The organism is Pseudomonas sp. A0308 (assembly GCF_044218815.1).
Classification (GTDB): domain Bacteria; phylum Pseudomonadota; class Gammaproteobacteria; order Pseudomonadales; family Pseudomonadaceae; genus Aquipseudomonas; species Aquipseudomonas iridis.
The window spans coordinates 5522811-5548712 of the sequence record NZ_CP162581.1 but is presented as its reverse complement, the minus strand read 5'-3'; the positions used below and the strand labels follow the sequence as shown (position 1 = coordinate 5548712).

Below are 25902 nucleotides of genomic sequence, written 5' to 3'. Positions count from 1 at the left end.
CGATAACACTCAGGGATTGAGTATCTGAAATAATACAAAGATCAAAAGATCGCAGCCTTCGGCAGCTCCTACATTTGGAAAGCATTCACCTGTAGGAGCTGCCGAAGGCTGCGATCTTTTGCTCTTGTTGGCCGAGGAGATTACGTCTTATCAAAAGACACACTCAAGCCATGTTAATAAACGTCCGCGTACGAACTAATGTGAAATTATTTAGGCACTTAGTAGGAAAAATTTCATTGCGCCAATAAAGTGTGACCTGCCTCACATATTGAAGGCTGGCTATACAGTGGCCAATGGACATAAACAAAGATGTCGTCATGAGTTCAAAATAGTGGCACAATTTCATATTGCCACCACATACTCACTAGTTCACGAAGCCGAGAAAATCAACTAAAAGCTTGAAAAGCTTATTTATTGTTAGAAAACTCGGGAGCTACGTCTAAAAACGGCGTAAATGTTACCAATTGTCAGTCACAGATGAGAACCTGTGCTTTAACATCCTGATGTCAGCACCTAATTTCGAGTCAATGCATGATGCTCTCAGGGAACTTGGCGACTAGAAGTCCGCGCCCGACAATCGACGAACCAGGTGTACTCACTTTGGGTCGAACCCGTGGCGTGGCGGAGCATTTTAGTGCGCTACTCGCAAAGCTTGTGCGAACCGATGTGGCGCTTGAAGCCAACTCGTACACTGATGCCTATATGCAGAATGAAGATTCTGCATTGTATCGAGCAATCTTCATTGTCATCGACAGCCCACAAGCACTCGAAGACAATCTTGCACTGGTCGAGAACCTGCGCAAAGACAACTTTAAGCCGCTCATTTGTGCCGTTATCACTGGCCGCGGTGCTTTCAACAAGATCAAGTACTACCTTGCCGGTGCCGACTTCTGTATCAAAATCAACACCCTTTCCGACGATAGCGCCGAGTCGTTAGGAGAATTCTTCAGCAGTGAAGAATGGCAAAGAGACATCAAACTGACACTTGATCCAACTCGGATCTGTCTGCTGAGCACAAATAAACGCCTGGACATCTCGTTTGCCGAGATGAAAATCCTTGAAGCGTTTGCGCAGAGTAATAATCACATTCTGAGCCATGATGAAATCGCCAACATCATGGGGCTCAATCCCAATTTCTACGATCCTCGTGCGCTGGAGAAGTCCATCAGTCGCTTGCGTGGAAAAATCAAGGACGTGTATGGTACAAACGCGATTCAGAGCATCCGCGGCTATGGCTATCGTTTGATGCGGGGCCTGATATCGACTGCCTGAGTCTCGGGCAGCCATCCCTTTTGCATGCTCACGAAGGATCGTCTGATGCAACGATATATCTATGGTTTTATTTCACGCCTACCTATAAAAAAGCGATCGAATGAGCGCAATAACATAACAATAAACTCAACAACATAGCAGCAGAACGAGTGGAACTTATCGAGGGCCATTTTCGGGCCCAGACCCTGCCTGTCGATTACTTCCAAGGAAGTCATTGCTCGCCTGCCGATTTACCTTTTAACCAATTTTGGTGCGCAGTTAAGGAGAGAGACATGGAAACTAGTACAACCCTCCCCAGAAAATATTTTGTTGTCGTGACCAACAGCACAGCGTCGCAACGTGAACTCGAGAACATCCTGTCGAGCGAGCGCTTCAATTCACTGGGCACGTCTCAGGCACAAATGTTTATTGAAGGTGCTACTTCGCCCTCTTCCGCCCCCATGCTGATGGAGTTCACTTACCCAAGCGGCACCCGAAAGCACGTTGCCCGCACGATTGAACATGACACCCAGCGTATATTGGCCACACTCGAATCCGAGTGGCGGGCAGCACAATCAAGCAATCCCTTTCGCAGCGCCCCGGCCATAACCGGCGAATCCGGCAAACTGCCTGTTGGTAATGAAGGCGTTACGCCGTGTACCGAAACCTGGCATCTGGATAATGATCAAGGCGCATTGGTCAAAGACGATGTCGAGATCAGTCTTACCGGCCTGGAAACGGCACTGGTGAGAAAAATGCTGCATCACGAAGATCGTGTGGTCAGTCGAGATGACTTGATCCTGAGCATCGGCCGAGAGCCGGAGCAGTATCGCGGACTGGAAATGTGTCTGAGCCGTCTGCAAGACAAATTCAAAAGTGCCAGCCAAGGTGAGCGACTGTTCCGTGCCGTGAGAAATCGCGGTTATTGCCTCATCCAGGACATCGTCGCGTAAACACAGGCAATATCTGCGAACACACAAACAGATAACAGTGCGATTACAAAAACAACAAGAGCACTCTGTTTGGTTCCATCTCCCTGATTAGAATAAAAATCCCTGCCTCCACCCTCTAACAGTAACAAATACAACAACAACTATTCACCCCCTCCTCTGCGACCTTTTCTAACAACCAACTATTTAATTATTAAAAAGTTGGCATTGTGCCACCTTGTTAGAACTCGTCAGACACCATTCCCGACAATAAATTAGTCTATTGACTGACGACAGTTCGGCATATCGACGTTGTTACCTCAGAACACTAACCAAAACAAAAACAATACATCTGACTAACAACTCGGCTTTCAACTGTTGAAACCTGAATGGACGTCTTTTGGGGATATCGTATGGATCTTTCTCTTAGTATCAATCGAAGCACGGGCCTCAAGGGACTTACCTTCTGGGGACAATGGGCGCTGGCACAGGGCTTTATCGTAGCCCTGCTGTTTGTATTGGCGGAGCAACACACGGGAACCGTCGCGTTCTACTACCGGATGTGCGCAACGCTGGCGGTACTGGCATCGGTGCCGGCTTACACGTTCAGTGGCGTTTATCGTAAACGGGATAACTATCTGACGGGGCTGGGACGCCTGTTCATGGGCTGGTCCATGACCATGGCGGCGTTGGCTTTCATCGCGTTTGTGTGCAAGGCCGATGAGTTGTTTTCCCGACAGGTCATCCTCAGTTGGGCGGTGTACGGCTTCCTTGGCCAGGCACTGTTGTATGCGCCGCTGCATGCGTTTTCGAAGTTCTACCAGCGTTCGCGTAAAAGCGAGCACAAGACCTTGATCGTCGGCACCGGTGAGTTGGCGCTGGGGCTGGCGAAGAAGCTGAGCCAAATTGAAAATCTGCCGCTGGTGGGGTTGATCAGCAACGGCAAGGTGCCTTCGCTTACCTCGGATGCACCTCGCGTGGTCGGCGCCCAGGAAGATCTGCTGGCGTTGATCGAAGCCCACGATATCCGCCGTTTGTACATCACCCTGCCGCTGTCGGAAGCGGCGAAAATCGAAGCCATGTATGTCGACTTGCTCGGCGCCAACGTGGATGTGGTCTGGGTGCCGGACTTGAACAGCCTGACGCTGCTCAATCATTCGGTGAAAGTCGTGGACGGCCTGCCGGCGATCTACCTGAACGAGAGCCCGCTGACCAGCCGTCCGACCGCTGCACTAAGCAAAAGCCTGATGGAGAAAAGCGTCGCGCTGCTGGCGATCATTCTGTTGAGTCCGGTGCTGGCGATCATTGCCTTGGCCGTGAAGATCAACTCGCCGGGTCCGGTGTTTTTCAAGCAGGATCGCCACGGCTGGAATGGCAAGGTGATTCAGGTCTGGAAATTCCGCTCGATGCGCGTGCACGATGACAAAGAGGTCAAGCAGGCCAGCCGCAACGATTCGCGCATCACCCCGGTCGGACGCTTCATCCGCCGCACTTCGCTGGATGAACTGCCGCAATTGTTCAACGTGCTGCAAGGGCACATGGCGCTGGTCGGCCCACGTCCGCATGCCGTCGCGCACAACAATTTCTACTCGGGGAAAATCCTCGCTTACATGGCGCGTCATCGGATTAAGCCAGGCATTACCGGCCTCGCCCAAATCAGCGGCTGCCGGGGTGAGACCGATACCATCGACAAGATGCAGCGACGTGTCGAGATTGACCTGCAGTACATCAACAGCTGGTCGCTGTGGCTGGACCTGAAGATCCTGGTGAAGACACCGTTTACGTTGTTGTCGAAGGATATCTACTGAGGGTTGGCGTTACGCAATGCATGACCGCAGGGGGACGAAAGTCCCCTTTTTTGTGCCCGGGATTTGGGGTTGACCGAAGTCGGATATGGACCCTGACTCGGGGCTCACTAAGAGCCCATGGGGGAATGGGTATGAATCGGATCTTTGGTTTCGACATCTGACCCTGTAGGAGCTGTCGAGTGAAACGAGGCTGCGATCTTTTGATCGTAAAGATCAGGATCAAAAGATCGCAGCGTTCCGCAGCTCCTACAGGGGATTTGTGGTGGATCCGAGTTTGGGGCTGCGGCGAATGACCCTGTGGGGATGGCTTGCCAGCGATTGCGGTAGGTCAGTCAGTCAACATCAGTGCTGAATGTGCCGCCGTCATCGCTGGCAAGCCAGCTTGTATGCTGGTACTTGAAGGGAGGAGAAGGGACAAAGCCAGATTCTGACTGTTGACGCAGTACAGATCCGTGGGAGATTTCGCCCCTCCTCCTTTCACCCAAGCGCCGATAAAGAATGCATCTGGCTAGGACCGACGATAGGAACAAGCCTGCGCCCCTGGGTGAGCCCTTCAAGTGTTCAAAACCATATCTCGGGGGATGCTCTATGGCAATGCCGGTTTCTGTCGTAAAGCCTATCGTTGGCGTGGATGTCGCCAAGGATGAACTGGTCATCTACCAGGCTGAGCTGGATTTGCTCGAATCTATTCCCAATGACAAGGCAGCCATCAAAAAATGGCTGAAAGCCTTACCTGCACCGGTTGATCTGGCCATTGAATCGACCAACACCTATCACTTGGCATTCGCCGATATGGCCCATGAAGCCGGGTGCACGATTTACATGGTCGGCGGCTACGAGCTGAGTCACTACCGCAAAGGGGTGAAAGTTCGCGCCAAAACCGACGCGCTGGATGCCAAACTGCTGGCTCGTTATCTGAAAAACGAATACGAAGAGCTTCATCCCTGGATCCCGCCATCACCCCTATATCGTCGACTCTTAAGCCTTTTCCGCCGTCGCGCGGCGCTAGTCCAGGCACGGGTTGGTCTGGTGCAAAGCTGGGCAAATGAACCGCTGCTCAAAAGCGCATTTGCCGAGCAAGTGGCCTCAATGCAGAGGCTTGAAACGCTGGTCGAGAAGATGATCAGCGACCAGTTGAAAGAGGCTGGGCTGCTCGCAGATCTGAAGCGTTGCACGAAAGTTGAAGGTATTGGCTTTTTGACCGGGGCCCGTTTGATCGCGACGTTTCAGCGGGGCGACTTCAGAAACGCGGACGCATTTATTGCGTTTTTGGGGATGGATTTGCGAGTGTCGCAGTCAGGACAAAAAGATGGTCGCAGAAGCCTGACCAAACGAGGCGACCCGGAGGCCCGACGGCTGCTGCATAACGCGGCCATGTCGGCCAGTCGCACTTCAGCGTGGAAAGCGTTCTATGAAGAGCAAAGAGCCCGTGGGTTCAGTACCACACAAGCGCTGGTAATCCTGGCCCGAAAGCTCGCCCGAGTGGTGTTTGCACTGTTAAAGGGACAGAGCGAATACCAGCCAAAAGCAGGTTGAGGGCTTCCCCTCAACCATAGAATCTCCCACAGGGATTCGGATACTTCCGCAATATCAACTGTGCCTGATATATGGCTATTGCCATCAGGCTGGCTCCCACAGTTTGAACTCAGTGTATTCAGAAAAAAACGGGGCGGCTGGCAAGCCAGCCACACAGGTTGAGTCCTCGCAAGACCAGTCATTACTCAGTGATTTTCTCAAAGTTGCGATAGAACATATCGTCATCGCGGCTATCGGTCATCGAGTGCAGTTGATAACCACGATTAAGCCGCGCGCCGCCGTCTCGGGTCAGCGGTGCCCAGACCAGGTTGGCCCGGCGCATGGTCGACATGCTCATCATTTCGTCGAACGGGATCGACAGATAGAGACCCTTGTCGAAGCTACCTTCACCGTACTCGGCGCTGCTCGCCGTGGTTATCGTTGCCCAGGCGCCGACCCGCACGCCGTTGGAAAACTCTCGGGAAATGTCCATCGTGCCGCCCCAGTCGCCGGCCAGGTAACGGCCGACGCTGACAGCCGCCAGCATGTCGTAAGGCAAGTCGGTATAACCAGTGACATGACCGGTCACCACCGAGTAATCACGCAGGCCGAAACCCTGGTCGAATTCACGCTGGCGCACGTAGTTGAGGTCCGCGCCCACCGACCAGCGCTCGCCGGTCGGGCGGAACAGCACTTCGCCCCCTACCCCGGCAAACATCGACTCCAGATAACCGCCGTAAACCATGCCGTACAAGTCTTTATCCAACTGTTCGGTGTGGCTCAGCTGGAACATCGGCATGGTCACTTCCGACTCGGTCAGGTACCGACGCAAATCCGTGCGCACGCGCGGCAACCCGCTGGGTGCGTCGTAGGTGAATTTGTCGAAGTTGTTGATCAGGTTGGCACTGAGCAAACCGCTCCACCATGTGTTGCGGTTGAAGCGGTACTCGGCGTCCGCGTCGGCACTGAACTGATAGAGCAAACCGTCAGGGCCGCCGACGTTTTGCTTGAAGCCCAGACCCACGCCATAACTGAAGTGCTGCGGCGCTTCGCTGTAGAGAGTTTTCTCGTTGCGCGGCATCGCCGGATTGATCTCGGTGGTGCGGTGCAACGACAGCAGCGGCTCCTCGTTGTTGATCACTTCACGAAAGGTCTCGCGCGGCACGCTGGTTTCTTCCAGTGGCAGGTCGTAACGCTTGTTGACCACGGTGAACCAGTTGATGTCGTCGTTGACGCTGTTGTCGAGAACCCGGCTCGCACGACCGACCGCTTTGGACGAATGAAAATAACGCTGCTGCTCGCCATACACGATCAGCTCGGAATCGCGCTGAGTGATGCGCTCGACTTTGTACCCGGCATTTTGCTGCAACCGTTGCGAGACGTTAGCCCAGTCGACCTGCTCCATCGACGTGGTCGGCATCTTCGCCGGCAGCGGTTCGGGGGTTGGGTCGTAGGTCTTGGCCGGCGCCTTGCGGCTGACGAAATTGGTGTGAAATGTCACGCCGAACATCGCCGTGTTGCCGCGCTCCCACGCCGCACTGATGTCGACCGAATCCGCGACCTTGAACACCGCGCCGAAGTTGATCGGCGAGTCCTGCTTGATCACGTTGTCCTTCGGCTCGTGCTTGTAGTCGTTGCCTTCGTATTCGAGTTTCAGGCTCAGGCGATCCCATGGCGTCTGATAACTCACGCCGCCGAAAAACGAAGGTTTACCGCGAAAGTACGAACCTGAGTTGACGTCACCGGTGCCTTCGAGCGCGGGCCGGGTATCGAAGCGATCACTGACATAGCCCAGCGGGTTGTCGATGTCGCCGCGATTGCCCAGGTAACCCCAGGCAATGCCGGCGCTGAAATCGAAATTGTCGTAGCGCTTATTGGCGACGAAATATTCACTGGAGAACAAACCCGTACCGCCGATATCTCGGAAGCCCAGCGCCACATCGGGCAGCCAATGGCTTTCCTGCCACAGCCGGACTTTGGCGTCGACCGCCTTATCCTTATAGCTTTGGCTGCCGCTGAGGGCCTCGGAGCCGTACGCCCGGTTGGTGATCGCGGTGTAGCGAAACGAGCCTTCGAGCCAATCCAGAGGCTGCAACGAAACGCTGTAACGGCTGTAAGGCTCGGTGCGGTTGGCGTTGACGCTCAACTCGCCGGCCGGGGCCATGCGCGCCGTCGGCGTCTGCAACAGGCCCGTGCCACCGAAGTCACTTTGAGTAATACGCGGCTCGGCATGGGCCAGACCAACGGGCAATAAAAAAACAGCTGCAAAACGAAAATTCAACGAACCACCTCAGCCAATTGCGTGGCAATCAATTCGGCCAACTGCTGATTCAGTTCAGGAAGAGGCGGATCAAGATCATCATTTTTGACCGGCACCAGAATCTTGCTGCCGGCGACGGGAATGTGCCCGCTCTCGCGATTCCAATGCGCAATACCGACGCGCCGCGTAACACCGTTGGGCTGGATCAGCCACAGGTAATCGGCCTCGGCATCGCTCAGGATCGAACAGCCTTGCAGGTATTCGCGAGCCTCCTGCAACGGTTGATACGGCAAGTGGCAAGGCTCGGCGACAGCACCGAGCACTTCCACTTCGTCGATGCGCTTGGGGTAGATCAGACGATCGCCATCGTCCAGACGGATGTTGCGCGCGAAGCCGACTTCCACCGCGACCGGATCGAGATCGGCGATCTGCCGGCCAGTCACCGGCATCTGCCGGACTTGCTCGGTCAACCGTTGCGCCAGCGCCACACGGCTCGGCATGTCAAAGAGCAACGCCATGCGCTGCAAGACATCCAGATCAAACAGCACGCCAGCCTTGAGTCGCGTCTGCTCCTCCAGCAATGACTGGCGCAGCAACACCCCCGCCAACCAATAACCTTCGGCATTGGGCACCGCTTCGTTGATCACATCGAGCAAGCGCCCGCCCGCCGGAAGTTCGACCGGCCCGGGATTGGCGACATCGCCCGTCACCGTGACAGCGGCCTGGCTCACACCGGCAATCACCATCAGACACGCTGAAAAAAAGCCAGGACGCTTCACGGCAGATGCCTGCGATCAGGTGTCAGTTGCACGATTCTGACGCGCAGTTGCGAGGTCAGTTGCTGCTCACTCTTGAAGATGAAACCGTCACGCGGATCAACCCAATAACGATTGGTCGCACTCAGGCCGATGGCCGGAGCGTCAATCTGCTCATCGACACGTAGCACGGTGTATTCCTTGTCAAGAATGTCGAGGGTTTCCGTCGAGCGGCGGGTGAAGCGACTGTTAACGATCACCCCCACTTCCTGGCCCTTGTAGAGGTCGATCCAGCGCCGAGTGGTAAAGCCATCGGCGACTTGATGCAGGCCTGATTTGAACGGCGAGTCATCCGCCAGACGCGTGCCGTCGAGATCGCCCTCAAGGCCCAGACCAATGCTGCGCACGGCCAGGCCATCGCGCAGCAGCAGCACTTGCTTGCCGGAGGCGACCCAGAACTGCAGGTCTTCGCGCTCGCGCACCAACGCCAGCACCCCGGAGCCGGACGGCGTGGTCAACTTGAGTTGCGGGTAGCTGACCTCGGCCACCTGGGCCGGCGTCACGTCCACTTCGTCAGGGCCGATCACCGCCGATTTGAGGTTGTTCAGCGACGCGCTCATCAGTGGGTTACAGCCGCACAACAACAGGGCCGCCATCAGGCAGATACCCACTTTCAACGTGTTCACAGTCGGCGGCCTTATTTGCTGTTGTTACTGAATTCGCTCCAGTTCTTCGCAGCGGAAGCCCCGGATCCGACAATCGACGCCGACGGCACCAATTGGCTGATGAAGCGGTTCCAGCGCGTCACGTTCGCAGGGCCGACATAAACGACATCCTGCGGGCGCACTTCGAAATGCGTGGCGAGCGCCATGGCGGTCGGCGACTGGGCATTCAACTGGTAGATTTTCGCCGGCTCGACGTCGAGGTTCTCTACGCCGCGAATGACGTAAACCGCGTTGCCGTTGGAGGTGGTCTGGCTCAAGCCGCCGACCGAACCGAGCACATCGGAGAGGTTCATCGTCGCCGTCTTGAAGCTCAATGCGCGCGGCTGGTTGACCTCACCCATGACGTAAATTCGCTTGTTGTCGTTGTATGGCAGGTACAACTGATCGCCGCCCTTGAGGTACACGCCTTGCAACTCGGAATCATGCTGGTTGAGCGAGTCGAGATTGAGCGGATACACCCGCCCGTTACGCGTCAGCAGCAGGCCGGACAAGTCCGCGTTGCTGGTATCGATGCCGGCCGAACCCAGCGCTTCGACCACGCTCAGCGGATTGGTCGAAATCGCCTGCGGGCCGGCCTTCGTAACCGCGCCGGTGACCACCACTTTCTGACTGGCGAAACGCAACACGGCGACGTCCACCTGCGGCTCGGCGATGAACGCCGACAGCCGTTGTTCGATGTCTGCGCGCAGTTGCTGGATGGTCCGGCCAGTGGCCTGGACTTCCTTGATGAACGGGTAATACAGCGTGCCATCGGAACGCACCAGACGGCCGTTGGCATCGATCTGTTGTTGCGCACCGGACGGCGCTGTCAGCTCGGGGTGATCCCAGACCGTGATGTACAAGACATCGTTATTGCCGATGCGGTACTCGGCCGGGGTCGTCAATAACTCCGGCGGCAGCGACGTGCGCTTTTGCGTGGCGCGGGTGGTGGAGATCAGCTTGGGCGTGATCGGAATCAGCTCGACCCGGCTGCTCTCACTGGCACCCTGGCGGGTGATGTCGCTGGTGCTCAGGTACTGGCCGGGGGAAAACATGCAACCTTGTAAAGCGAGACTTGCCAACATTAAAAGAGAAAAACTACGAGTCATAATGGCACTACGCTATTCAAGGGCGGATCTAAAAAAAGAAGTCACCCGACTTGCGTCGGGCGACCCTGTACTGCACTAACAAAAAACGCTGTTAGTTATGCGTGCCGGTTGTACCGGTGGTACCCGTCGTACCGGTGGTACCGCCGTTGGCACTGCCACCGCTGTTGGACGCCGCTACTGCACTGGCGACCATTGCAGTACTGGCTGCAGGGGCTTGCGAAGCCGCTACACTACCGCCCACATTGGTCACCGCAGTAAGCGGCGCTTCAGCTGCGACAGCCCAGTTGCTCAACATCGTCAACAGGGCAACTGCCATCACTTTCTTCATATCAACTCCTTTCTAACATTCGACCTGTTAAAAACCGGCCGGTGCTAGAGGTGGTAGAGTTCAAGTCCGCGAAAAATGCGAACAAGATCCGTTGTTCTTTCACAGTCTTACGCAACTGATAAAAGTCGAACGGCAGGTTTATATCTACGGACTTGCAAAAGGCATTTCCAGCGTATTTTCCCGACGATATCTAACACCTGACCGAAACTAACATTGGGCATCAAAACGACATTATCGGAGATAGCCCTTCGGATGGTTCGATTGCCAGCGCCACGTGTCGGTGACCATGTCCTGCAAGTTACGCCTGGCTTTCCAGCCCAGCTCTTGCGCAGCTTTGGACGCGTCGGCCCAACTCTCGGCGATATCCCCCGAACGTCGCGGCATCACCCGATAAGGCACGGGTTGTCCGCAGGCCTGCTCAAAAGCACGTAACACTTGCAGCACGCTGTAGCCATCGCCGGTGCCGAGGTTCCAGGTATGAATGCCGCTGCGTCCGGAAATCGACTGCAAGGCTTTCAAATGCCCGTCGGCCAGGTCGACCACGTGGATGTAGTCACGCACACCGGTGCCATCGACCGTGGGGTAATCGTCGCCAAAAATCGATAACTCTTGCAGGCTGCCCACCGCGACCTGGCTGATATAAGGCAGCAGGTTGTTGGGAATGCCGTTCGGGTCTTCACCCATATGGCCGCTGTGGTGCGCGCCGATCGGGTTGAAGTAACGCAGCAAGGCGATGCTCCAGCGCGGCTCGGACTGGCACAGATCACGCAGGACGTTTTCGACGATCAGCTTGGATTGCCCGTAGGGATTGGTCGGAGTACCGGTCGGAAAGTCTTCGCGGATCGGCATCTGCGCTGGCTCGCCGTAGACCGTGGCCGATGAGCTGAACACCAGGCGAAACACCCCAGCCGCCGCCATCGCCTGACACAACGTGATGCTGCCGCTGACGTTGGTCTCGTAATACTCAAGCGGCTTGCGCACGCTCTCGCCGACCGCTTTGAGACCGGCGAAATGCAGCACGCCGTCGATGGCATGCTCGTTGAATATCCGGTCAAGCAGCGCCCGATCGCAAACATCACCGCGAATCATCTGCGCACTTTTGCCGCAGATGGCTTCCACCGCATGCAGTGCCGCATCGCTGCTGTTGCAAAGATTATCCAGCACGACAACTTCATAACCTGCTTCAAGCAGCGCAAGTGTGGTGTGCGAGCCGATATAGCCGGCGCCACCGGTTACCAGAATCTTCATAGCGCGGTCCGTGATTGGATAAGTAACAAGTAGCGTGTCAAGCCTGTTGTTGTGGAGATGTGTCGCAATCCACACAAACCAGGCGACAACAACCGAAAACAAAACTAGTTCAATGACTGGCAATAAATATTTTTGCAGGTCACACTGTATTGCCCGGTACTTATTAGCACTGCAAGTGCACTCATCACTATCAACAGATACCGACTAAAAATAACTAATAACGCGCCATCCGACATCTCATAACATTGTCGCGATTTACCGGCGCATTCAATTGCTATTAATAACCTGACTCAGGTATTAAAGCAGTCGTTCAATAACTATTGAAACTTGCACTCCTTCGTTAGTGCGCGCACCCGTTGGCTGTGTTCCATGACTGTCCAGGATACTTTTATGATTCGTAAATGTTTGTTTCCCGCTGCCGGATATGGCACGCGTTTCTTGCCAGCCACCAAAGCCATGCCGAAAGAGATGCTGCCGATCGTCAACAAGCCGTTGATCGAGTACGCCGTTGAAGAAGCGCGAGACGCCGGCTTGCAACACATGGCCATCGTCACCGGCCGGGGCAAGCGTGCGCTGGAAGATCATTTCGATATCAGCTACGAACTTGAACACCAGATCCGCGGCACCGAGAAAGAGAAGTTCCTTGCCGGCACCCGCGAGCTGATCGACACCTGCACCTTCTCCTACACGCGCCAGGTAGAAATGAAAGGCCTGGGCCACGCGATTCTCAGCGGTCGTCCGTTGATCGGCGACGAGCCATTCGCCGTGGTCCTGGCCGATGACCTGTGCCTGAACCTGGAAGGTGATGGCGTGCTCACGCAGATGATCCAGCTCTACAAGAAATTCCGCTGCTCGATCGTAGCGATCCAGGAAGTCCCGGCCGATCAGACGCACAAGTACGGCGTGATTGCCGGCGAGCTGATTTCCGATGGCATTTATCGGGTCAACAACATGGTCGAAAAACCGGCGCCGCAGGATGCGCCTTCGAACCTGGCGATCATCGGTCGCTACATCCTGACGCCCGACATTTTCGACCTGATCGCCGACACCCAGCCGGGCAAGGGCGGCGAGATCCAGATCACCGACGCCCTGATGAAACAGGCGCAAAACGGTTGCGTACTGGCCTACAAGTTCAAAGGCTTGCGCTTTGACTGCGGCGACGCCGAGGGTTACCTGCAAGCGACCAACTTCTGCTACGAAAACGTCTACCTCAAGGGCCGCTGAGACGGCCCACGCACCCACCGCCCACTTATCATTTCAGGCAGGCCTCTATGAACATTGCACAACATTCGGCAGACATTGAACGTGAGGTGGGCAACCTCGGGGTGGTCGGTTGGTTGTCGCGTCAGCAGCCGTTGCCCAGCGCCAACGAGTCCTGGCTGGGCACCATTTTGCTGGTGGAGCGCATCGGCATGTTTCCGTCCTCCGGCGACATTCGCCGGCCGCTGGCCGATCCCTATCCCCTGCTCGCTCACCTGAAAAAGCTCTATGGCGAGCAGGCGCTGGAAATCGATGACCACGACGGCCTGAAAGTGATTTTCAGCGACTGGCGCTTCCGGGTGCGCATCTGCTGCAACGACCCGGCGATCATCATCAACGTGGAGACGCGTTGTGATACGCGGTTGATGCCGCAGAAGCTTGCGGAGTTGTTGAATCAACTGGACGGCTTCGAAAAAGCGTAAGCCCCAACGTTCACCTGTGGATCGTAAATCCCGGTTATCCCTGTAGGAGCTGCCGAAGGCTGCGATCTTTTGATCTTTGAAAACAAAGTCAAAAGATCGCAGCCTTCGGCAGCTCCTACAGGGGTATGCGTTTTCATGCCTTCACACGCAGGACAGGGGAACGATCACAGAGGGGAAGCGGCGCAACCGTCCTTGGCACCAGTGATCCAGCCATAGAAATAATCGGCAATCACCTTGCCGCCCGTGGCCGGCACCGGATGAATCTTGTCCGGGCCGATCATCGCCGCCGCGTAGCGTTTGACGTCGCTGCCGAACGCGCATTGCAGATTGGCGTACCCCAGATGCTGGGACTGAGCCCAAGGCTGCAAAACCTGCGCATAAGCCGACATCGGATAGGCACTGGAGCGCGTGGTGTCCTGACGCATGATCAGGTTGATGCTCGCCGCTGGCTGAATCTCGCGGATCATTGCCACCAGCCCCTGCACATTGTGCAAATACGTCTGCGGCTTCACGCCAAATCCCTGATCGTTGCCACCGAGCATGATCAGATAAACGTCGGCAGGAATCTTCGACACGGCCGCTTTCCATTGTGTCTGCCACTTCGGATCGCTGTGATAGAAGTCAGCGGATGCCGCGCCGGAAGCCGCCAGTTTGGACACCCGCACGCCGCCCTGATCGTTGCTCATCCACAAGCCGAACAGGGTTGGCGCGCCGTTCACCACTTCGAGCCGGAACGCCCAATCCGCTGTTGTCGGCGTGTCAGGCAATGGCACCTCTTGTACGCCGGAACCGGCGAGCTTCAAGGGTTTCCAGTCTTGCGATGGCGTCCAGCGATAGCGGATCTCACTGGACTCACCGTTGCCCAGATAAAGTAATTTCGCTTGAGTGACGACTGTGTTGATCGCCGGTGTCGGGCTGGCATCGACCTGCAACCATGCACCGGGCCGCCCTGTCACCGTTCGGCTATCAGGGCTGGCCTGGCCAAGCCCGGAGACCTTCCAGTCGCCGCCAAAATACTTCTCGCTGCTGCGGGTGTATTTGAAGTGTGTGCCGCCCAGCGCCGCGCCGTGGTTGAAACCGACGTAGCCAGGCCCGGCAAAACCCACCTCCCCGGCCACCCGCTGCACCAGTTTGTTCAGATAGAAATCCTGTCCGGCGCTGTAGCTGTCGCCGATCACCGAGACTGCCAGCACCTTGCCGGCCTTGCCTTCACGCCACTGGGCAAAGCGCTCGCGCGCATCACCTACCTCAACCACCGCGGCCGCAACCGGCTGAGCGTCATCAACTGCCAACATGCATAAATTCCTTCATTCAGTGACGGCCCCTTCGCGAGCAAGCTCGCTCCCACAGGGTTTGTGGTCATCCATTAAATCTGTGCATACCAATAAACCTGTGGGAGCTGGCTTGCCAGCGATGGGGCCGAGTCAGGCACAGATTCATTACCTGATCCACCGCCATCGCTGGCAAGCCAGCTCCCACAGGAATGGTGTGACTTACAGGGATGATTGGGTTGGCACCACCGGGGTGATGGGTACCAGTGGTTTTTTGCTTGCCGCCCGCTCCCCCAGAAACAGCACCGAGGTCACGTTGAACCGACTGAAAACCATCGACAACACCACAGGTCCAAGCAACCCGCACGCCACGCCGCCGAACACCAGCAAGCTCTCATCCTTCACGCCCAAACGTCCCAGGACAAACCGCGAAGTGGCGGCAAACAGAACATGGAAGAGGAAAATCGCATAGGAATAACCGCCCAGCCAGGTCAGCCACTTCGAGCGCATATCGCTCGACAGCAGCGCGAAACAGGACACGCAACCCACCGTCAGACCAATCACACTACGGCGATCAACAATCAGTTCGCGATCCACCGCCGCGACATACAACAGCGTCAGCGAGATCAGCACAAACACCAACGGCCCGATCATCTTGAACCGCTGCCTCAACGCGTCGACGTTCTCTTGGCCGATCATCCCCGCCACGAAAAACGGCAGCAGGTAGATTGCGCCGTTGATGCCGAACGCGTCGAACGTGAACGGTGGCAGCAGAAATATCGCTGCGGCAAAGGCAAACAGCAGATACAGGCGCGTGGGCGAACGCAGCAGACCACGCCACTCCAGCAAGCCGACGAAAATGAAAATGATGAACACCGCCTGCAAGAACCAGAAGTGGTTGATCGGCACCCAGAACGACAACAACGCGTCGATCACACCGACATCCTTGTTCACCCCCGGGCCGACCGCTTGCAGCACCGAGAACGGCACGCCCACGCAAAACAGCGGCACGATCAGCCGCCGAACCTTGCCGGTGAAGAACGTGTAAAAGTCATTCCCGCGGATTTTGTAAATCGAGTAGATGTAACCGGAAATGAAGGTGAACAGCGGCATGCGCACGTACACCATCGAGTCGGCGAGCACTCGAAACGGTGAGCCCAGGTCGATCTTCAAGCCGCCGCCCAACGGGCCGATGACGTGATACAGCACCAGCAGCAGGCACGCCAGGCCGCGCAGGGTTTCGATCTCCAGGGACTTTTTCTTGCTCGACATAAAGCACCTGCCTCAATTCAGAATTCTTGATTCAACCTGCACCGGTTTGTTCGCGCGCAGCATCAATCCCAGGCCCACAAACAGCACTGGCACGACCATCGAGAAGTGCCGGGCGAAGGAGCCGAAGTCCGGCTCGAACAAACCCTGCACCAGCAAAAACGCCAGCGGAATCGCGATCAGCTCCTTGGGTTTGGTCTGGATCGGTGTGCCCTTGTAATCGGTGGAGGTGATGACTTTGAACAGCAGCAGCGCGGTCATGATCATCAAGGCAACGAAGATCGCCTGACCCGGCCCGGACAGCAGAATCAGCTCCACGGGGAACGACAACCGGAAGAAGATGATCATCGAGTCCAGCGCTTGCGAGACGAAGTCACTGCCGCTGAGCCACGACACGATCAACGATTTCGAGCCCTCCTCCCCCGCCGTGCGCAATTCGTTGTTACTCGCGCGAATCGACGACACCGGAAACCCGAGCGCCAACTGAATCGCCATGGCGACTGCCAGATAGAAAATGAACAGCATCAGGAAAAAGGTCATGCGCGACACATACTTCTTCATCACACAGACGCCGACCCAGGACAGCGAAAACAGTATCCAGTAAGGCCGGATCAATACGCCGTAGATCACCGCCGACAGGAAAAACCCGCCGCGATATTTACGCGTCAACGAGCTGAGCAAAATGCTCAGCACCGCCACCGAGACGATGATTTCCTTGGTCAGGTTTTCCAGAAAAAACGAGCGGACGATGCCCCACAGACACAGGGTGCCGAAGATCGCCAGGGGCATGCGCCGAAACACCACCACCGGAATCGCCGTGAGGAAGAAGTTGCAGAACATGCCATAGGCCCAGGCATTGGTCAGGTTGATCCCGGTGGGCCGCAGCAGGAACGCCGAACACTCGTAGGAGGAGCGATCCGGCGAGAACGGGTTCCAGAAATTGCAGTTGTCGGCGCGTGCATAGGACGACCATAACGTCATGGCATCCGGCCCGGGCGCGCGAGGGACCAGCAGCGGCATGGCCACCGACAGAAACAGGCCAGTGAAGAGGATCAGGAACGACACGTACGAATCGAGTTTCTTGCCACGAAACTCGATGCACGGCAGCTTCAGGCCCATGACACAGCGGCCTTCTTCACGCCAGTCACACGGGTCAACACGGCAATTACGCCAAGCTGAACGATGACCGCAAAGACGTTGCCCCACGCCGCGCCATAGATCGAATAGTGCTTGATCAGCAGGTAGCTGACCGGCACCGAAACCAACAGGCAGATCGCCGCGCTGGCGAGTGACACGCGACTGTTTTTCGAGGCAATCAAACCGCCCCAGACGATGTCGCCAATCGCGCGCAAGGCGAAGGAAAAGATCAGCACAGCGAGGATCGCGTTATCCGGACGTGGCACGCTGGTCGCGACGTAATCGAGCACCACGTTGAAGAACAGATAAATCGCCACCGCTACTACAGCGGACACCGCCAGTGAGCGCATGACCCATTTGTTGACGAACAATTGCCTGACCGTGAACGCTTGCTGATCGGCCTGAAAACGTTTGGCCAACACCGGAATGCCGACCACCGCCACCACCGCGTAGGACAACGCTTGCAAAGTGTTGGCCGCCGACCACGCGTACACGTATTTACCGAGGCTGGCGTAGGGTTCGAGGTCGATGATCAGAAAGCGCTCGGCGTACTGACTCAACGCGATCAAACCGGTGCCGAGGTAGAACGGCAACCCGGCCTTCCACACAGTCGCGGTGGCCAGCGTTCCGGCTTCTCGCCCGCGATGCACGTTCACCACGATCAGGTAGCCGGCGATGATCACCAGCACGTTGGCGACCACCCACAACCACAACACACTGGTAATGCCCGACACCCAGCCGAGCATCATCCCGCCCACCGCCAACAGCGCCCACAGGCCGGTCTTGATGAAAAACAGCAGCGCGCCCGCCGTGGCTTTCTGCGCGGAAAACACGAACGAGTTGATTTCGAACGACAGGTGTTCGCTGAGCAACACCAGGGTCACGCAGAGGATCAGCGCCATCGGCGCCTCGACAGCCTGGAACAGTGAATAAATCAGCACTGTCACCACCGACAACACCAGCCCCACCGCCAGATACAGCAGCAAAACCTTGTCGACGACCCGGCGCGAACTGCCGCCGACACTGATCAGCCGATTGATTTCCGAACTGAAGCCGACGCTGTAGAACTTCGAGGCAATCAACGACGCCGCGACCACCACGCCGTAAAAGCCCAACGCCTCATAACCGAGGTAATGAGTGATCGCCAGCACCAGCAAAAACTTCGCGCCCAAGGCTCCGCCGCGAAGCAGTAGCCGAAATATCATCGAACGATCCCTTTGATGATCTCGTCCATGGCCACGGTTTTTGCCTCGATCTCGCGGCAGGTGTCGGTCAGGCGTTTGCCGAAATTCGACAGCGCGTTCGGCGCGTAAACCGTGTTGATGATGGTGTCGACATTGATGTCGCCGCCGTTGATCACCCAGTCCTCGACCCCCATGTCCTGATAGGCGCCGAAGCCTTTGCGTTCGTAGCTGATGTGGTACGCCGGAACGCCCGAGAGCAGCGATTCGATCGCGCCGTGCAAGCGCACGGAAATCACCAGATCCGGCTGATACTTGGCAATTGTCGCCTTCAGCGACAGCAAGTCTTCGCTGATGCCCAGTTCGCGATAGAACGCGCCGTCATCGTTGCCACGCACAGCGCTTTGCACGGCGCAGACCACTTTGCTTTTGTTCTTCAGACGTTGCAGCAGCAGCTTCAGATTGGCGACGTAGGCGACCTTCTTTTCCTTGCTCCACTCAGGAGGCTTGCGCAGCACGACGCACACCGTGGCCGGGGACGCGGCGCAACGGGTGAACTTGGGTTGCTGCAGGATTTTGCTGGCCAACGATTGCACGGCCAGATCCGGCGCACGATAGACGTTGTCACAGGCATCGAAGATCGCCGACGAACGATTGTCGCGCACGAACACCGCGTCGGCGCTGGCGTAATGCTCGACGATTTTGCTGCTCTCGCCATGGAACGGGCCGATGCTTTGCGGCAGGTACACCGACGGCACTTTGCTGAGGATCGCGGTTTCCAGTTGCTTGGCGTGGCCGAGTTTCAACTTGATGTGTTCGAACGCACTTTTCGAGCGCATGTAACCGCCGCCGACGCCGACGATCAGGTCGGTTTTGCGCAACAGATCGGCGAGCCCTGCGTAGGACTGATTGAGAAACACCGCTTGCTTGACCCGCCCCAGTCCTTTGGCCGCCATCACCGGCGCGTCAAAACGTGGGTGCGGCAGGTAGCTGAAGGATTGCGGATCGGACGCCACAACGCTGATCGCGGTGTCGTCACCAAAGTTACGCTGCACCAGGGCAATGGCCAGATCGACAAGAAGACCGTCACCGGAGTTGGACGCACTGTAGCCATGCAAAATCGTTACGTTCATAAGCTTGAGTTCTACTTAATAAGTGGGAGCGCGATACAGGTCGTAGGTCTGGCGGATCATCAACGCGGCGCTGAAACGCTCGCGGACAATGCTGCGGCCCTCGTTGCCGAGGTCAAGCAACCGCGGCTTCTGGATTTTCGCCAGCACGTCCGCCAGCGCCTGGTGATCACCGGTCGGGAAGACGTAACCGGACACCTCGTTGCTGACCAGCTCGGGCAGCGACGTGCAGTCACTGGCGATCACCGGCAGCCCCATGGCCATGCCTTCCAGCGGCACCATGGCAAAACCTTCCCAGCGACTCGGGACGATCAAGGCATCGGCTTGTTGATACAGCGCGTGCACTTCACTCGGTGTGACCCACGGCAGATATTCAACGCCATCCATGGGCGGGCACTCGACCACGTCCTCGTTGACCGCACTGCCAACCACCGTCAGTTTCAGATCGTTGCGCTGCACCTTGGCGTAGGCCTTGAGCAACACGTCAAAACCTTTCTGGTAGTCGAGGCGGCCGACAAACAACAGATGAATCGGCTCGGGGTTGGCGATTTTTGCCGCCTCGTCCCGGCGATGAATGCCGTTATAGATCAGGCGCATGCGCTTGCGCTCGATGCCAAAACTCGCGGCTTTATCGAGTTCGTACTGGCTGACGCAGATGATCACGTCGGTGACCTTCTGCAAGACACGCTCGATCCACGCATAGACTTTCTGCTTGATCGGCGAGCTTTCCATCAGGAACGAAAACGCATGCGGGCAGTAGACGATTTTCGGCTTGCGCCAAGGTCGCAACAGCACGCAAACGCAACGGCCGATCACCCCGGAAAAGGTGCTGTGCAGATGCACCACATCGGGTTTTTCCTTGATCATCACCTGCGCCAGGCGCCAGGCGAAACGCAGCAGCGACGGCACGTTGCGCCCGGTTCGGGCGAAGGTGCGAATCTGCTGCGCTGCAATGCCGTGCAGCTCTTTTTCCTGATCCTGCGGGACCAGATAAACCAGCTCGTAATTGGCAGCATCGTCTTCGGGCGACGTCGAAATCGTGCGAATGACCGTCGCAACGCCACCTTTTATCGTCTCAGCCACGTGCAGTATTTTTTTCACAACCACCCACTCCAAATTTAGAAAAATCGCGGCAAATCAGGATTTGTCGGAGGCGTATTCGTAGTTGTAATAGCCGTAGCCGCCGTTGCCGTAGTAACTGGCCGCGCGCTTCTCGACGCCGTTGAACACCGCACCTTTCAACTCGATGCCGTTCTGCGCGAAGCGGCGAATGGTCAATTCGATTTCCTTGGCCGGGTTCACCCCGAAGCGCGTGACGATCAGGCTGATGCCCGCCTCACGGCCAACAATGGCCGCATCGGTCACCGCCAGCAGCGGCGGCGTGTCGATGATCACCACGTCGTACAGCTCGCTGAGTTCTGCCAGCAGCTCGCGGAAATTGGCGTGCATCAACAGCTCGGAAGGATTGGGCGGCACCTGCCCGCGACTGATGAAATGCAAGTCGGCGCCTTCGATTTTTTTGATCGACTGCTCGAGGCTGCAGCGCTTGACCAGCAGATCCGACAAACCATTGGCGATCGGTACGTTGAGGGTTTTGTGCAGATGCCCTTTGCGCATGTCGGCGTCGATCAGCACCACACGCTGACCGCTTTGCGCCATGACGGCGGCAAGGTTGGAAGAGACGAACGTCTTGCCGACCTGCGGACTCGGCCCGGAAATCATGATGCGGTTGTTGGTCGAGTCCAGCCCGGCGAAGTGCAGGCAGGTACGCAGGCTGCGGATCGACTCGATGGACAGATCCGTCGGGTTGCGCAACGCCAACAGGTACGCCGGTTTGTCCACGCCATCGCGGGCGCGACCCTTTTTGCCGTCCTCTTCCTGCTGCAGCGCGCTGTAAGGAATCGACGCGTACACCGGCAAGCCAAGTTGCTCGATGGCCTCCGGCCCTTCCAGGCCACGACTGAGGGATTTGCGCAGCAACACCAGGGCGACGCCGACGAAGGCGCCGAGGAAGGTTGCGATAAGCACGATCAGGGCTTTTTTCGGTTTGACCGGGCTGGTCAGGTCGACATCCGCCGTGTCGATCAAGCGCACGTTGCCGACTGCGCCGGCACGGACGATGTCCAGTTCCTGGGATTTGTTCAGCAATTGCGTGTAGATCTGCGAGGCCACTTCAACATCGCGGGTCAGGTTCAACAGCTCCTGTTGCGTGGCCGGCAAATCCTGAACCTTGCCTTCAAGCGACCTCTGCTGTTGCGTCAATTCGCCGATCTGGCTCATCAAGGCGCGATAGGCCGGATGCTGTTTGGTGAACTTGCGATCCATCTCCGCCTGCTGCATTTTCAGCTCGGAAATCCGCGTTTCGAGCGCCACGGACTGACCGAGCACCGACTGGGTTTCCAGGGAGATGTTTACGGTCTTGCCGTGCGTCTGGTAGGCGTTGAGCGCATCACTGGCCTTGGCCAGATCACGTTTGACCTGCGGTAGCTGGCTCTGCAGGAAAGCCAGGCTCTGCGCCGCTTCGGCAGACGTGCGGCGCACATTCTGCTCGACGTACAGCGCCGCGATCTTGTTGAGGATCTTCACCGCCTCAGGCGCGTCGGCGCTGGCCAGCGCGAGGCGGATGATGCCCGACTCTTTGCCCTGCTCGGAAATATCCAGCGCATCCTGATAGCTCTGGATGGTCACGATCCGTGGATTGCGCACCACCTGGAACTGCGTGCCAGGATTGGCCGACAGCTGGGCGATCAGCCCCTTTACGTCATCTTGTGCGAAGGCTTCACCGACAACACCGTCTACCAGCACGTTGTCGTTTTCATCGAACAGCTTGAAGTGATGTTGTTCGCCAGCAATCAGCGTGAGCTTCTTGCCCAGCAGTTCTTTTGGCAGGTCCAGCCGGGCGATCTCGACACGCTCGCCGCCCCACGCATAGCTGTTCATGCCGAACTTTGGCGGCGCGACGCTGAACTCGGTTTCGCCGCGATAACGGCGAGCGAGAAAACCACCAATCAGCGGAAAGGTATTAGGCGTGACATCGATATCCAACCGCAGGTCATCGACGGTTTTGCCGATCACCGCGCGCGACTTGATGATGCCAATTTCGGTCACCGACGGCGATTGCCCACCGAGCATGCTGTTGAGGTCGGAGAAACCGAGCATGTCGTTCTTTTTCGGTTCGACCTGCACCAGTGCGTTCGCCAGGTACACAGGCGTGGCCAACACCGCATAGGCAACGCCGGCAGCCATAAAGGCACCGGTGAGTGCGCCGATCAACCATTTCTGGTCTATCAAACTGCCGAATATGCCGAGTAGATCAATACTGTCTTGATCGTTGTCACGGTTGGCGATTACTGACGGTAACTGCATAAGTCTGTTCTTACCATTCACTGATCTGAAGAATATTGATCAACGTACAAGACGTTGCGCCCATGCGCTGACAGCATCTTCAATCAATGCATGGGCATGAATAAAAGCGGCCTTGCCTTGACGGTATGGATCTTGTATCTCTCGTTCGCTCTGCCACTTGCCGAGCAGAAAGACTTTGCCCCGCGCATGGGAGGCAATATTCAATACTTGGTTAACGTGTTGTTTTTCCATGACCAGAATTAGATCTGATTCATTGACGATGTCTGAGGTCAGTTGCCGCGCCCTGAAGCCTTCGGCGCTATGCCCGTGGTCTTCCAGAACCTGCCGCGCCGAAGCTTCAACGCCTTCTCCGACACGTGCCGCGAGGCCGGCGGAGGTCACCGAGATTGCTCCGGGTGCCAGCGCGTTACGCAGCAACAGTTCTGCGGTAGGACTTCGGCATATATTGCCAACGCAGACGACAAGGATCTTTTTGAACAAGGTTTACTTTCCTGTGTAATATCAAACTGCCAACATCTAGAGCGAACTTTAATGAACCCACTAGATCTTCCTGCACTCAGAAAATAGATTCACCCTGTTAGTACCGGAACACTAAGTACCACAGCGCTTAAAAGCCCCCCAACCAGAATTAGCGGACTAAAAATAACTGTGATTTTCACGCGAATGATTTCCGACAAAAAATAACATTCGCGCACTTCGCGCGATTGTTAGTTTCAAACAACAGACGCCCAGAGAACTATTCGCCGTTGTCATTCTCATTGGAGAGCAGACATGCAATCAGCCCATCTCAAACGCCTCAGTGCCTCGCTGGTGTTGGCGCTCAGTGCCGCACCTCAAGTTCATGCCAGTGAACTGTTTCCCAACCTCCCCGCCAAGACCATCGGAATCCAGGTCAAGATCCAGAACTTCTCCGCCGAGGATGCTGCCCATATCAAAGCCTCAGGCTTCAGTTTTGTGCGCTTCGGCGTATGGAGCGACAGTCTCACCGCCAAGGCTTATCAGAAGCAGGTCAGCGATGCCTTTGCAGCCGCGCAATCCGCTGGCCTGCCGGTGTTGCTGACCGTGCGCGCGATCAAGCCGTTGACCCCGACACCCGACAACGTCGGTGAACTGACAAAGGCTGGCGAATCGTTCGCCACCGCACTGACAGGCCTGGAGAAAACCTACAGTTCACAACTGGTGGCGATCGAGATCTGGAACGAGCCCGACCTTGAAACCTACTGGCCAACGCGCAATTTCGCTACGACGTTCGTGCCGTTCATGAGCGCCGTGTGCAAGTCGTTGCAGGCCACAGCGCAAACCACGCCAGTGGTCGGCTTCGGTTTTGCCCGGGCACCGACCGCAGGCTCTGCGTCAACGGTGGCGCTTAACAGGATCGTCAGTGAGTACCCGAAATGCCTCGACGCGATTTCCTATCACCCGTACGGCATGTCGGCCACGCAAATCAGCAATGCACAGTCGTTTATCCAGCAAAACTTTCATCTGCCTGGGGTCATCAGTGAATGGGGCGTATCGGCGCTCAGCTCCAATGGCGGCATCGACGGGCAGGCCAGCAAGGTCAGCGCGTTTATCGCCGATGTGAAAAAACTCAACATTGCGCTGACGTCGATCTACGAATGGCGCGACAGCGCATCGGGCAGTAACGAACGCGAGAAGAACTTCGGCCTGCTGACCACAGACGGGCAACCGAAACCGGCGAAAATGGCCGCCGCCACTCAGCTGAACATGCAGTAGATACTGTGCGACTGATCTGTACGCAGGTCAGTTGCTTTGAACCTGTCAGGGGTTTTGACGTCGTATTCATCGACACCGTGCCCCGCCTTTCAAACAATCGTTTTCAGGTTGTTGCCTCAGGGGCCATCGATCCACGCACGCGCCCTTGAGTGGCTGTCAGCGCTCGGGTAATGTCGTCAGACCCACAGGACAGAGCACACCCATGACTTCCAAGCTGGAACAACTTAAACAATTCACCACCGTGGTGGCCGACACCGGCGACCTCGAAGCGATCTCCCGAGTCAAACCGGTCGACGCCACCACCAACCCTTCCCTGCTGCTCAAAGCTTCGGCCATTCCTGGTTATGCCGAACTGCTGAATGCTTGCGTCAGCGACTGCAAGGGCGATGTTGGCCTGGCCAGCGACCGTTTCGGCGTTGCGGTGGGTCAGGAAATCCTCAAAGTAATCCCGGGCCGTATCTCCACCGAAGTGGACGCGCGTCTGTCGTTCGACAAGGACGCCGTGCTGAAACGCGCGCATCGCCTGATCGAGCTTTACGACAAGGCCGGCATTGGCCGTGACCGCGTGCTGATCAAGATTGCTTCGACCTGGGAAGGCATCCGCGCCGCCGAAGTACTGGAGAAGGAAGGCATTCAGACCAACCTGACCTTGCTGTTCTCCTTCGCCCAAGCGGCAGCTTGCGCCGATGCCGGTGTGTTCCTGATCTCGCCGTTCGTAGGCCGGATCTACGACTGGTACAAGAAGGCCAACGGCAACGACTACACCGGCGCCGACGATCCGGGTGTGCAGTCCGTAACGCGCATCTACAACTATTACAAGGCCAATGACTACAAGACCGTGGTCATGGGTGCGAGCTTCCGTAACCTCAACCAGATCGAGCAACTGGCCGGCTGCGACCGCCTGACCATCAGCCCGGACCTGATCGACAAACTGGCGGCCGACACTGGCAAGCTGGAGCGCAAACTGGCGCCAGGGCACGCGGGTGAAGCGCGCCTGAGCCTCAATGAAGCGCAGTTCCGCTGGTTGTCCAACGAAGACGCGATGGCCACCGAGAAACTGGCTGAAGGCATTCGTCAGTTCGCCCGTGACCAGGAAAAGCTCGAGGCGTTGCTGCAGGCCAAGCTGTGATCTAGTTCGGCAAATGCAAAAAGGGCGAACCCTGGTGGGTTCGCCCTTTTTTATTGGCTAGATACTAGGAAATGTAGCGTCTGAGCTGACGCCTTC

General features: G+C 56.8%; 22 protein-coding genes. 8 read left to right on the top strand and 14 right to left on the bottom strand.

Annotated elements, in window-relative coordinates:
- The first annotated feature begins 531 nt into the window (after positions 1 to 531).
- The 4 genes from AB4P92_RS25700 to AB4P92_RS25685 all read left to right on the top strand — a co-directional run bounded on the left by AB4P92_RS25700 (position 532) and on the right by AB4P92_RS25685 (position 5524).
- The gene (locus tag AB4P92_RS25700; RefSeq protein ID WP_042560122.1) at positions 532 to 1272 is read left to right on the top strand and encodes a winged helix-turn-helix domain-containing protein; all 741 of its coding nucleotides are present in this window, start codon (positions 532 to 534) and stop codon (positions 1270 to 1272) included.
- 272 nt (positions 1273 to 1544) lie between these two features.
- Positions 1545 to 2204 (top strand): helix-turn-helix domain-containing protein, encoded by a 660-nt coding sequence (locus tag AB4P92_RS25695; protein WP_042560123.1) that lies wholly within the window; start codon positions 1545 to 1547, stop codon positions 2202 to 2204.
- 389 nt (positions 2205 to 2593) lie between these two features.
- Entirely contained in the window at positions 2594 to 3988 is a 1395-nt protein-coding gene (locus tag AB4P92_RS25690; protein ID WP_042560124.1) for an undecaprenyl-phosphate glucose phosphotransferase, read from the top strand.
- A gap of 588 nt (positions 3989 to 4576) precedes the next feature.
- Positions 4577 to 5524, top strand: a complete 948-nt coding sequence (locus AB4P92_RS25685; protein ID WP_395599703.1) for an IS110 family transposase — start codon at positions 4577 to 4579, stop codon at positions 5522 to 5524.
- A gap of 181 nt (positions 5525 to 5705) precedes the next feature.
- Here AB4P92_RS25685 and AB4P92_RS25680 read toward each other — a convergent pair whose 3' ends face one another.
- From AB4P92_RS25680 to galE, 6 genes are all read right to left on the bottom strand, one after another.
- Positions 5706 to 7784, bottom strand: a complete 2079-nt coding sequence (locus AB4P92_RS25680) for a YjbH domain-containing protein (protein WP_395598357.1) — start codon at positions 7782 to 7784, stop codon at positions 5706 to 5708.
- Complete coding sequence (locus AB4P92_RS25675) at positions 7781 to 8509, bottom strand: capsule biosynthesis GfcC family protein (RefSeq protein WP_200616779.1); 729 nt, start codon at positions 8507 to 8509, stop codon at positions 7781 to 7783. Before AB4P92_RS25675 ends, AB4P92_RS25680 begins: the two co-directional genes overlap by 4 nt.
- Positions 8510 to 8538: 29 nt before the next feature.
- Positions 8539 to 9204 carry a YjbF family lipoprotein gene (locus AB4P92_RS25670; RefSeq protein ID WP_395598356.1) on the bottom strand — a complete coding sequence of 222 codons (666 nt, stop codon included), beginning with the start codon at positions 9202 to 9204 and terminating at the stop codon, positions 8539 to 8541.
- A gap of 11 nt (positions 9205 to 9215) precedes the next feature.
- On the bottom strand, positions 9216 to 10277 hold the full coding sequence (locus AB4P92_RS25665) for a polysaccharide biosynthesis/export family protein (protein ID WP_047302187.1): 1062 nt from the start codon (positions 10275 to 10277) through the stop codon (positions 9216 to 9218).
- 145 nt (positions 10278 to 10422) lie between these two features.
- Entirely contained in the window at positions 10423 to 10659 is a 237-nt protein-coding gene (locus AB4P92_RS25660) for a hypothetical protein (protein ID WP_210623891.1), read from the bottom strand.
- 231 nt (positions 10660 to 10890) lie between these two features.
- Entirely contained in the window at positions 10891 to 11907 is a 1017-nt protein-coding gene (gene galE / locus AB4P92_RS25655; RefSeq protein ID WP_210703275.1) for a UDP-glucose 4-epimerase GalE, read from the bottom strand.
- Positions 11908 to 12297: 390 nt separating this feature from the next.
- Here galE and galU point away from each other — a divergent pair, with 390 nt between their 5' ends.
- Together galU and AB4P92_RS25645 are read left to right on the top strand one after the other, a co-directional pair.
- Positions 12298 to 13131: a UTP--glucose-1-phosphate uridylyltransferase GalU gene (gene galU / locus AB4P92_RS25650; RefSeq protein WP_042560129.1), complete on the top strand. Its 834-nt coding sequence runs from the start codon at positions 12298 to 12300 to the stop codon at positions 13129 to 13131.
- A 47-nt stretch (positions 13132 to 13178) separates the two neighbouring features.
- A complete protein-coding gene (locus tag AB4P92_RS25645) occupies positions 13179 to 13589 on the top strand; it encodes a mannose-1-phosphate guanylyltransferase (protein WP_395598355.1) in 411 nt (136 codons plus the stop codon).
- Positions 13590 to 13753: 164 nt separating this feature from the next.
- Here the strand turns inward: AB4P92_RS25645 and AB4P92_RS25640 are convergent, their stop codons facing one another.
- The 8 genes from AB4P92_RS25640 to AB4P92_RS25605 form a co-directional block, all read right to left on the bottom strand.
- A complete protein-coding gene (locus AB4P92_RS25640) occupies positions 13754 to 14884 on the bottom strand; it encodes an SGNH/GDSL hydrolase family protein (RefSeq protein ID WP_395598354.1) in 1131 nt (376 codons plus the stop codon).
- A gap of 198 nt (positions 14885 to 15082) precedes the next feature.
- Complete coding sequence (locus tag AB4P92_RS25635; RefSeq protein ID WP_395598353.1) at positions 15083 to 16132, bottom strand: acyltransferase family protein; 1050 nt, start codon at positions 16130 to 16132, stop codon at positions 15083 to 15085.
- Positions 16133 to 16144: 12 nt separating this feature from the next.
- Positions 16145 to 17248, bottom strand: a complete 1104-nt coding sequence (locus AB4P92_RS25630; RefSeq protein WP_261736063.1) for a hypothetical protein — start codon at positions 17246 to 17248, stop codon at positions 16145 to 16147.
- A complete protein-coding gene (locus AB4P92_RS25625) occupies positions 17239 to 18471 on the bottom strand; it encodes a polysaccharide biosynthesis C-terminal domain-containing protein (RefSeq protein ID WP_261736062.1) in 1233 nt (410 codons plus the stop codon). Before AB4P92_RS25625 ends, AB4P92_RS25630 begins: the two co-directional genes overlap by 10 nt.
- A complete protein-coding gene (locus tag AB4P92_RS25620; RefSeq protein ID WP_047302206.1) occupies positions 18468 to 19580 on the bottom strand; it encodes a polysaccharide pyruvyl transferase family protein in 1113 nt (370 codons plus the stop codon). The genes AB4P92_RS25625 and AB4P92_RS25620 overlap by 4 nt, the downstream gene beginning before the upstream one ends.
- 15 nt (positions 19581 to 19595) lie before the next feature.
- A complete protein-coding gene (locus tag AB4P92_RS25615; RefSeq protein WP_200616757.1) occupies positions 19596 to 20678 on the bottom strand; it encodes a glycosyltransferase in 1083 nt (360 codons plus the stop codon).
- A 36-nt stretch (positions 20679 to 20714) separates the two neighbouring features.
- Entirely contained in the window at positions 20715 to 22943 is a 2229-nt protein-coding gene (locus tag AB4P92_RS25610) for a polysaccharide biosynthesis tyrosine autokinase (protein ID WP_395598352.1), read from the bottom strand.
- A gap of 39 nt (positions 22944 to 22982) precedes the next feature.
- Positions 22983 to 23423, bottom strand: a complete 441-nt coding sequence (locus AB4P92_RS25605; protein WP_042560138.1) for a low molecular weight protein-tyrosine-phosphatase — start codon at positions 23421 to 23423, stop codon at positions 22983 to 22985.
- 291 nt (positions 23424 to 23714) lie between these two features.
- Here AB4P92_RS25605 and AB4P92_RS25600 point away from each other — a divergent pair, with 291 nt between their 5' ends.
- Both AB4P92_RS25600 and tal read left to right on the top strand, forming a co-directional pair.
- Positions 23715 to 24677: a cellulase family glycosylhydrolase gene (locus AB4P92_RS25600; protein ID WP_395598351.1), complete on the top strand. Its 963-nt coding sequence runs from the start codon at positions 23715 to 23717 to the stop codon at positions 24675 to 24677.
- 202 nt (positions 24678 to 24879) lie between these two features.
- Entirely contained in the window at positions 24880 to 25806 is a 927-nt protein-coding gene (gene tal, locus AB4P92_RS25595) for a transaldolase (protein WP_200616759.1), read from the top strand.
- Positions 25807 to 25902: the final 96 nt, after the last annotated feature.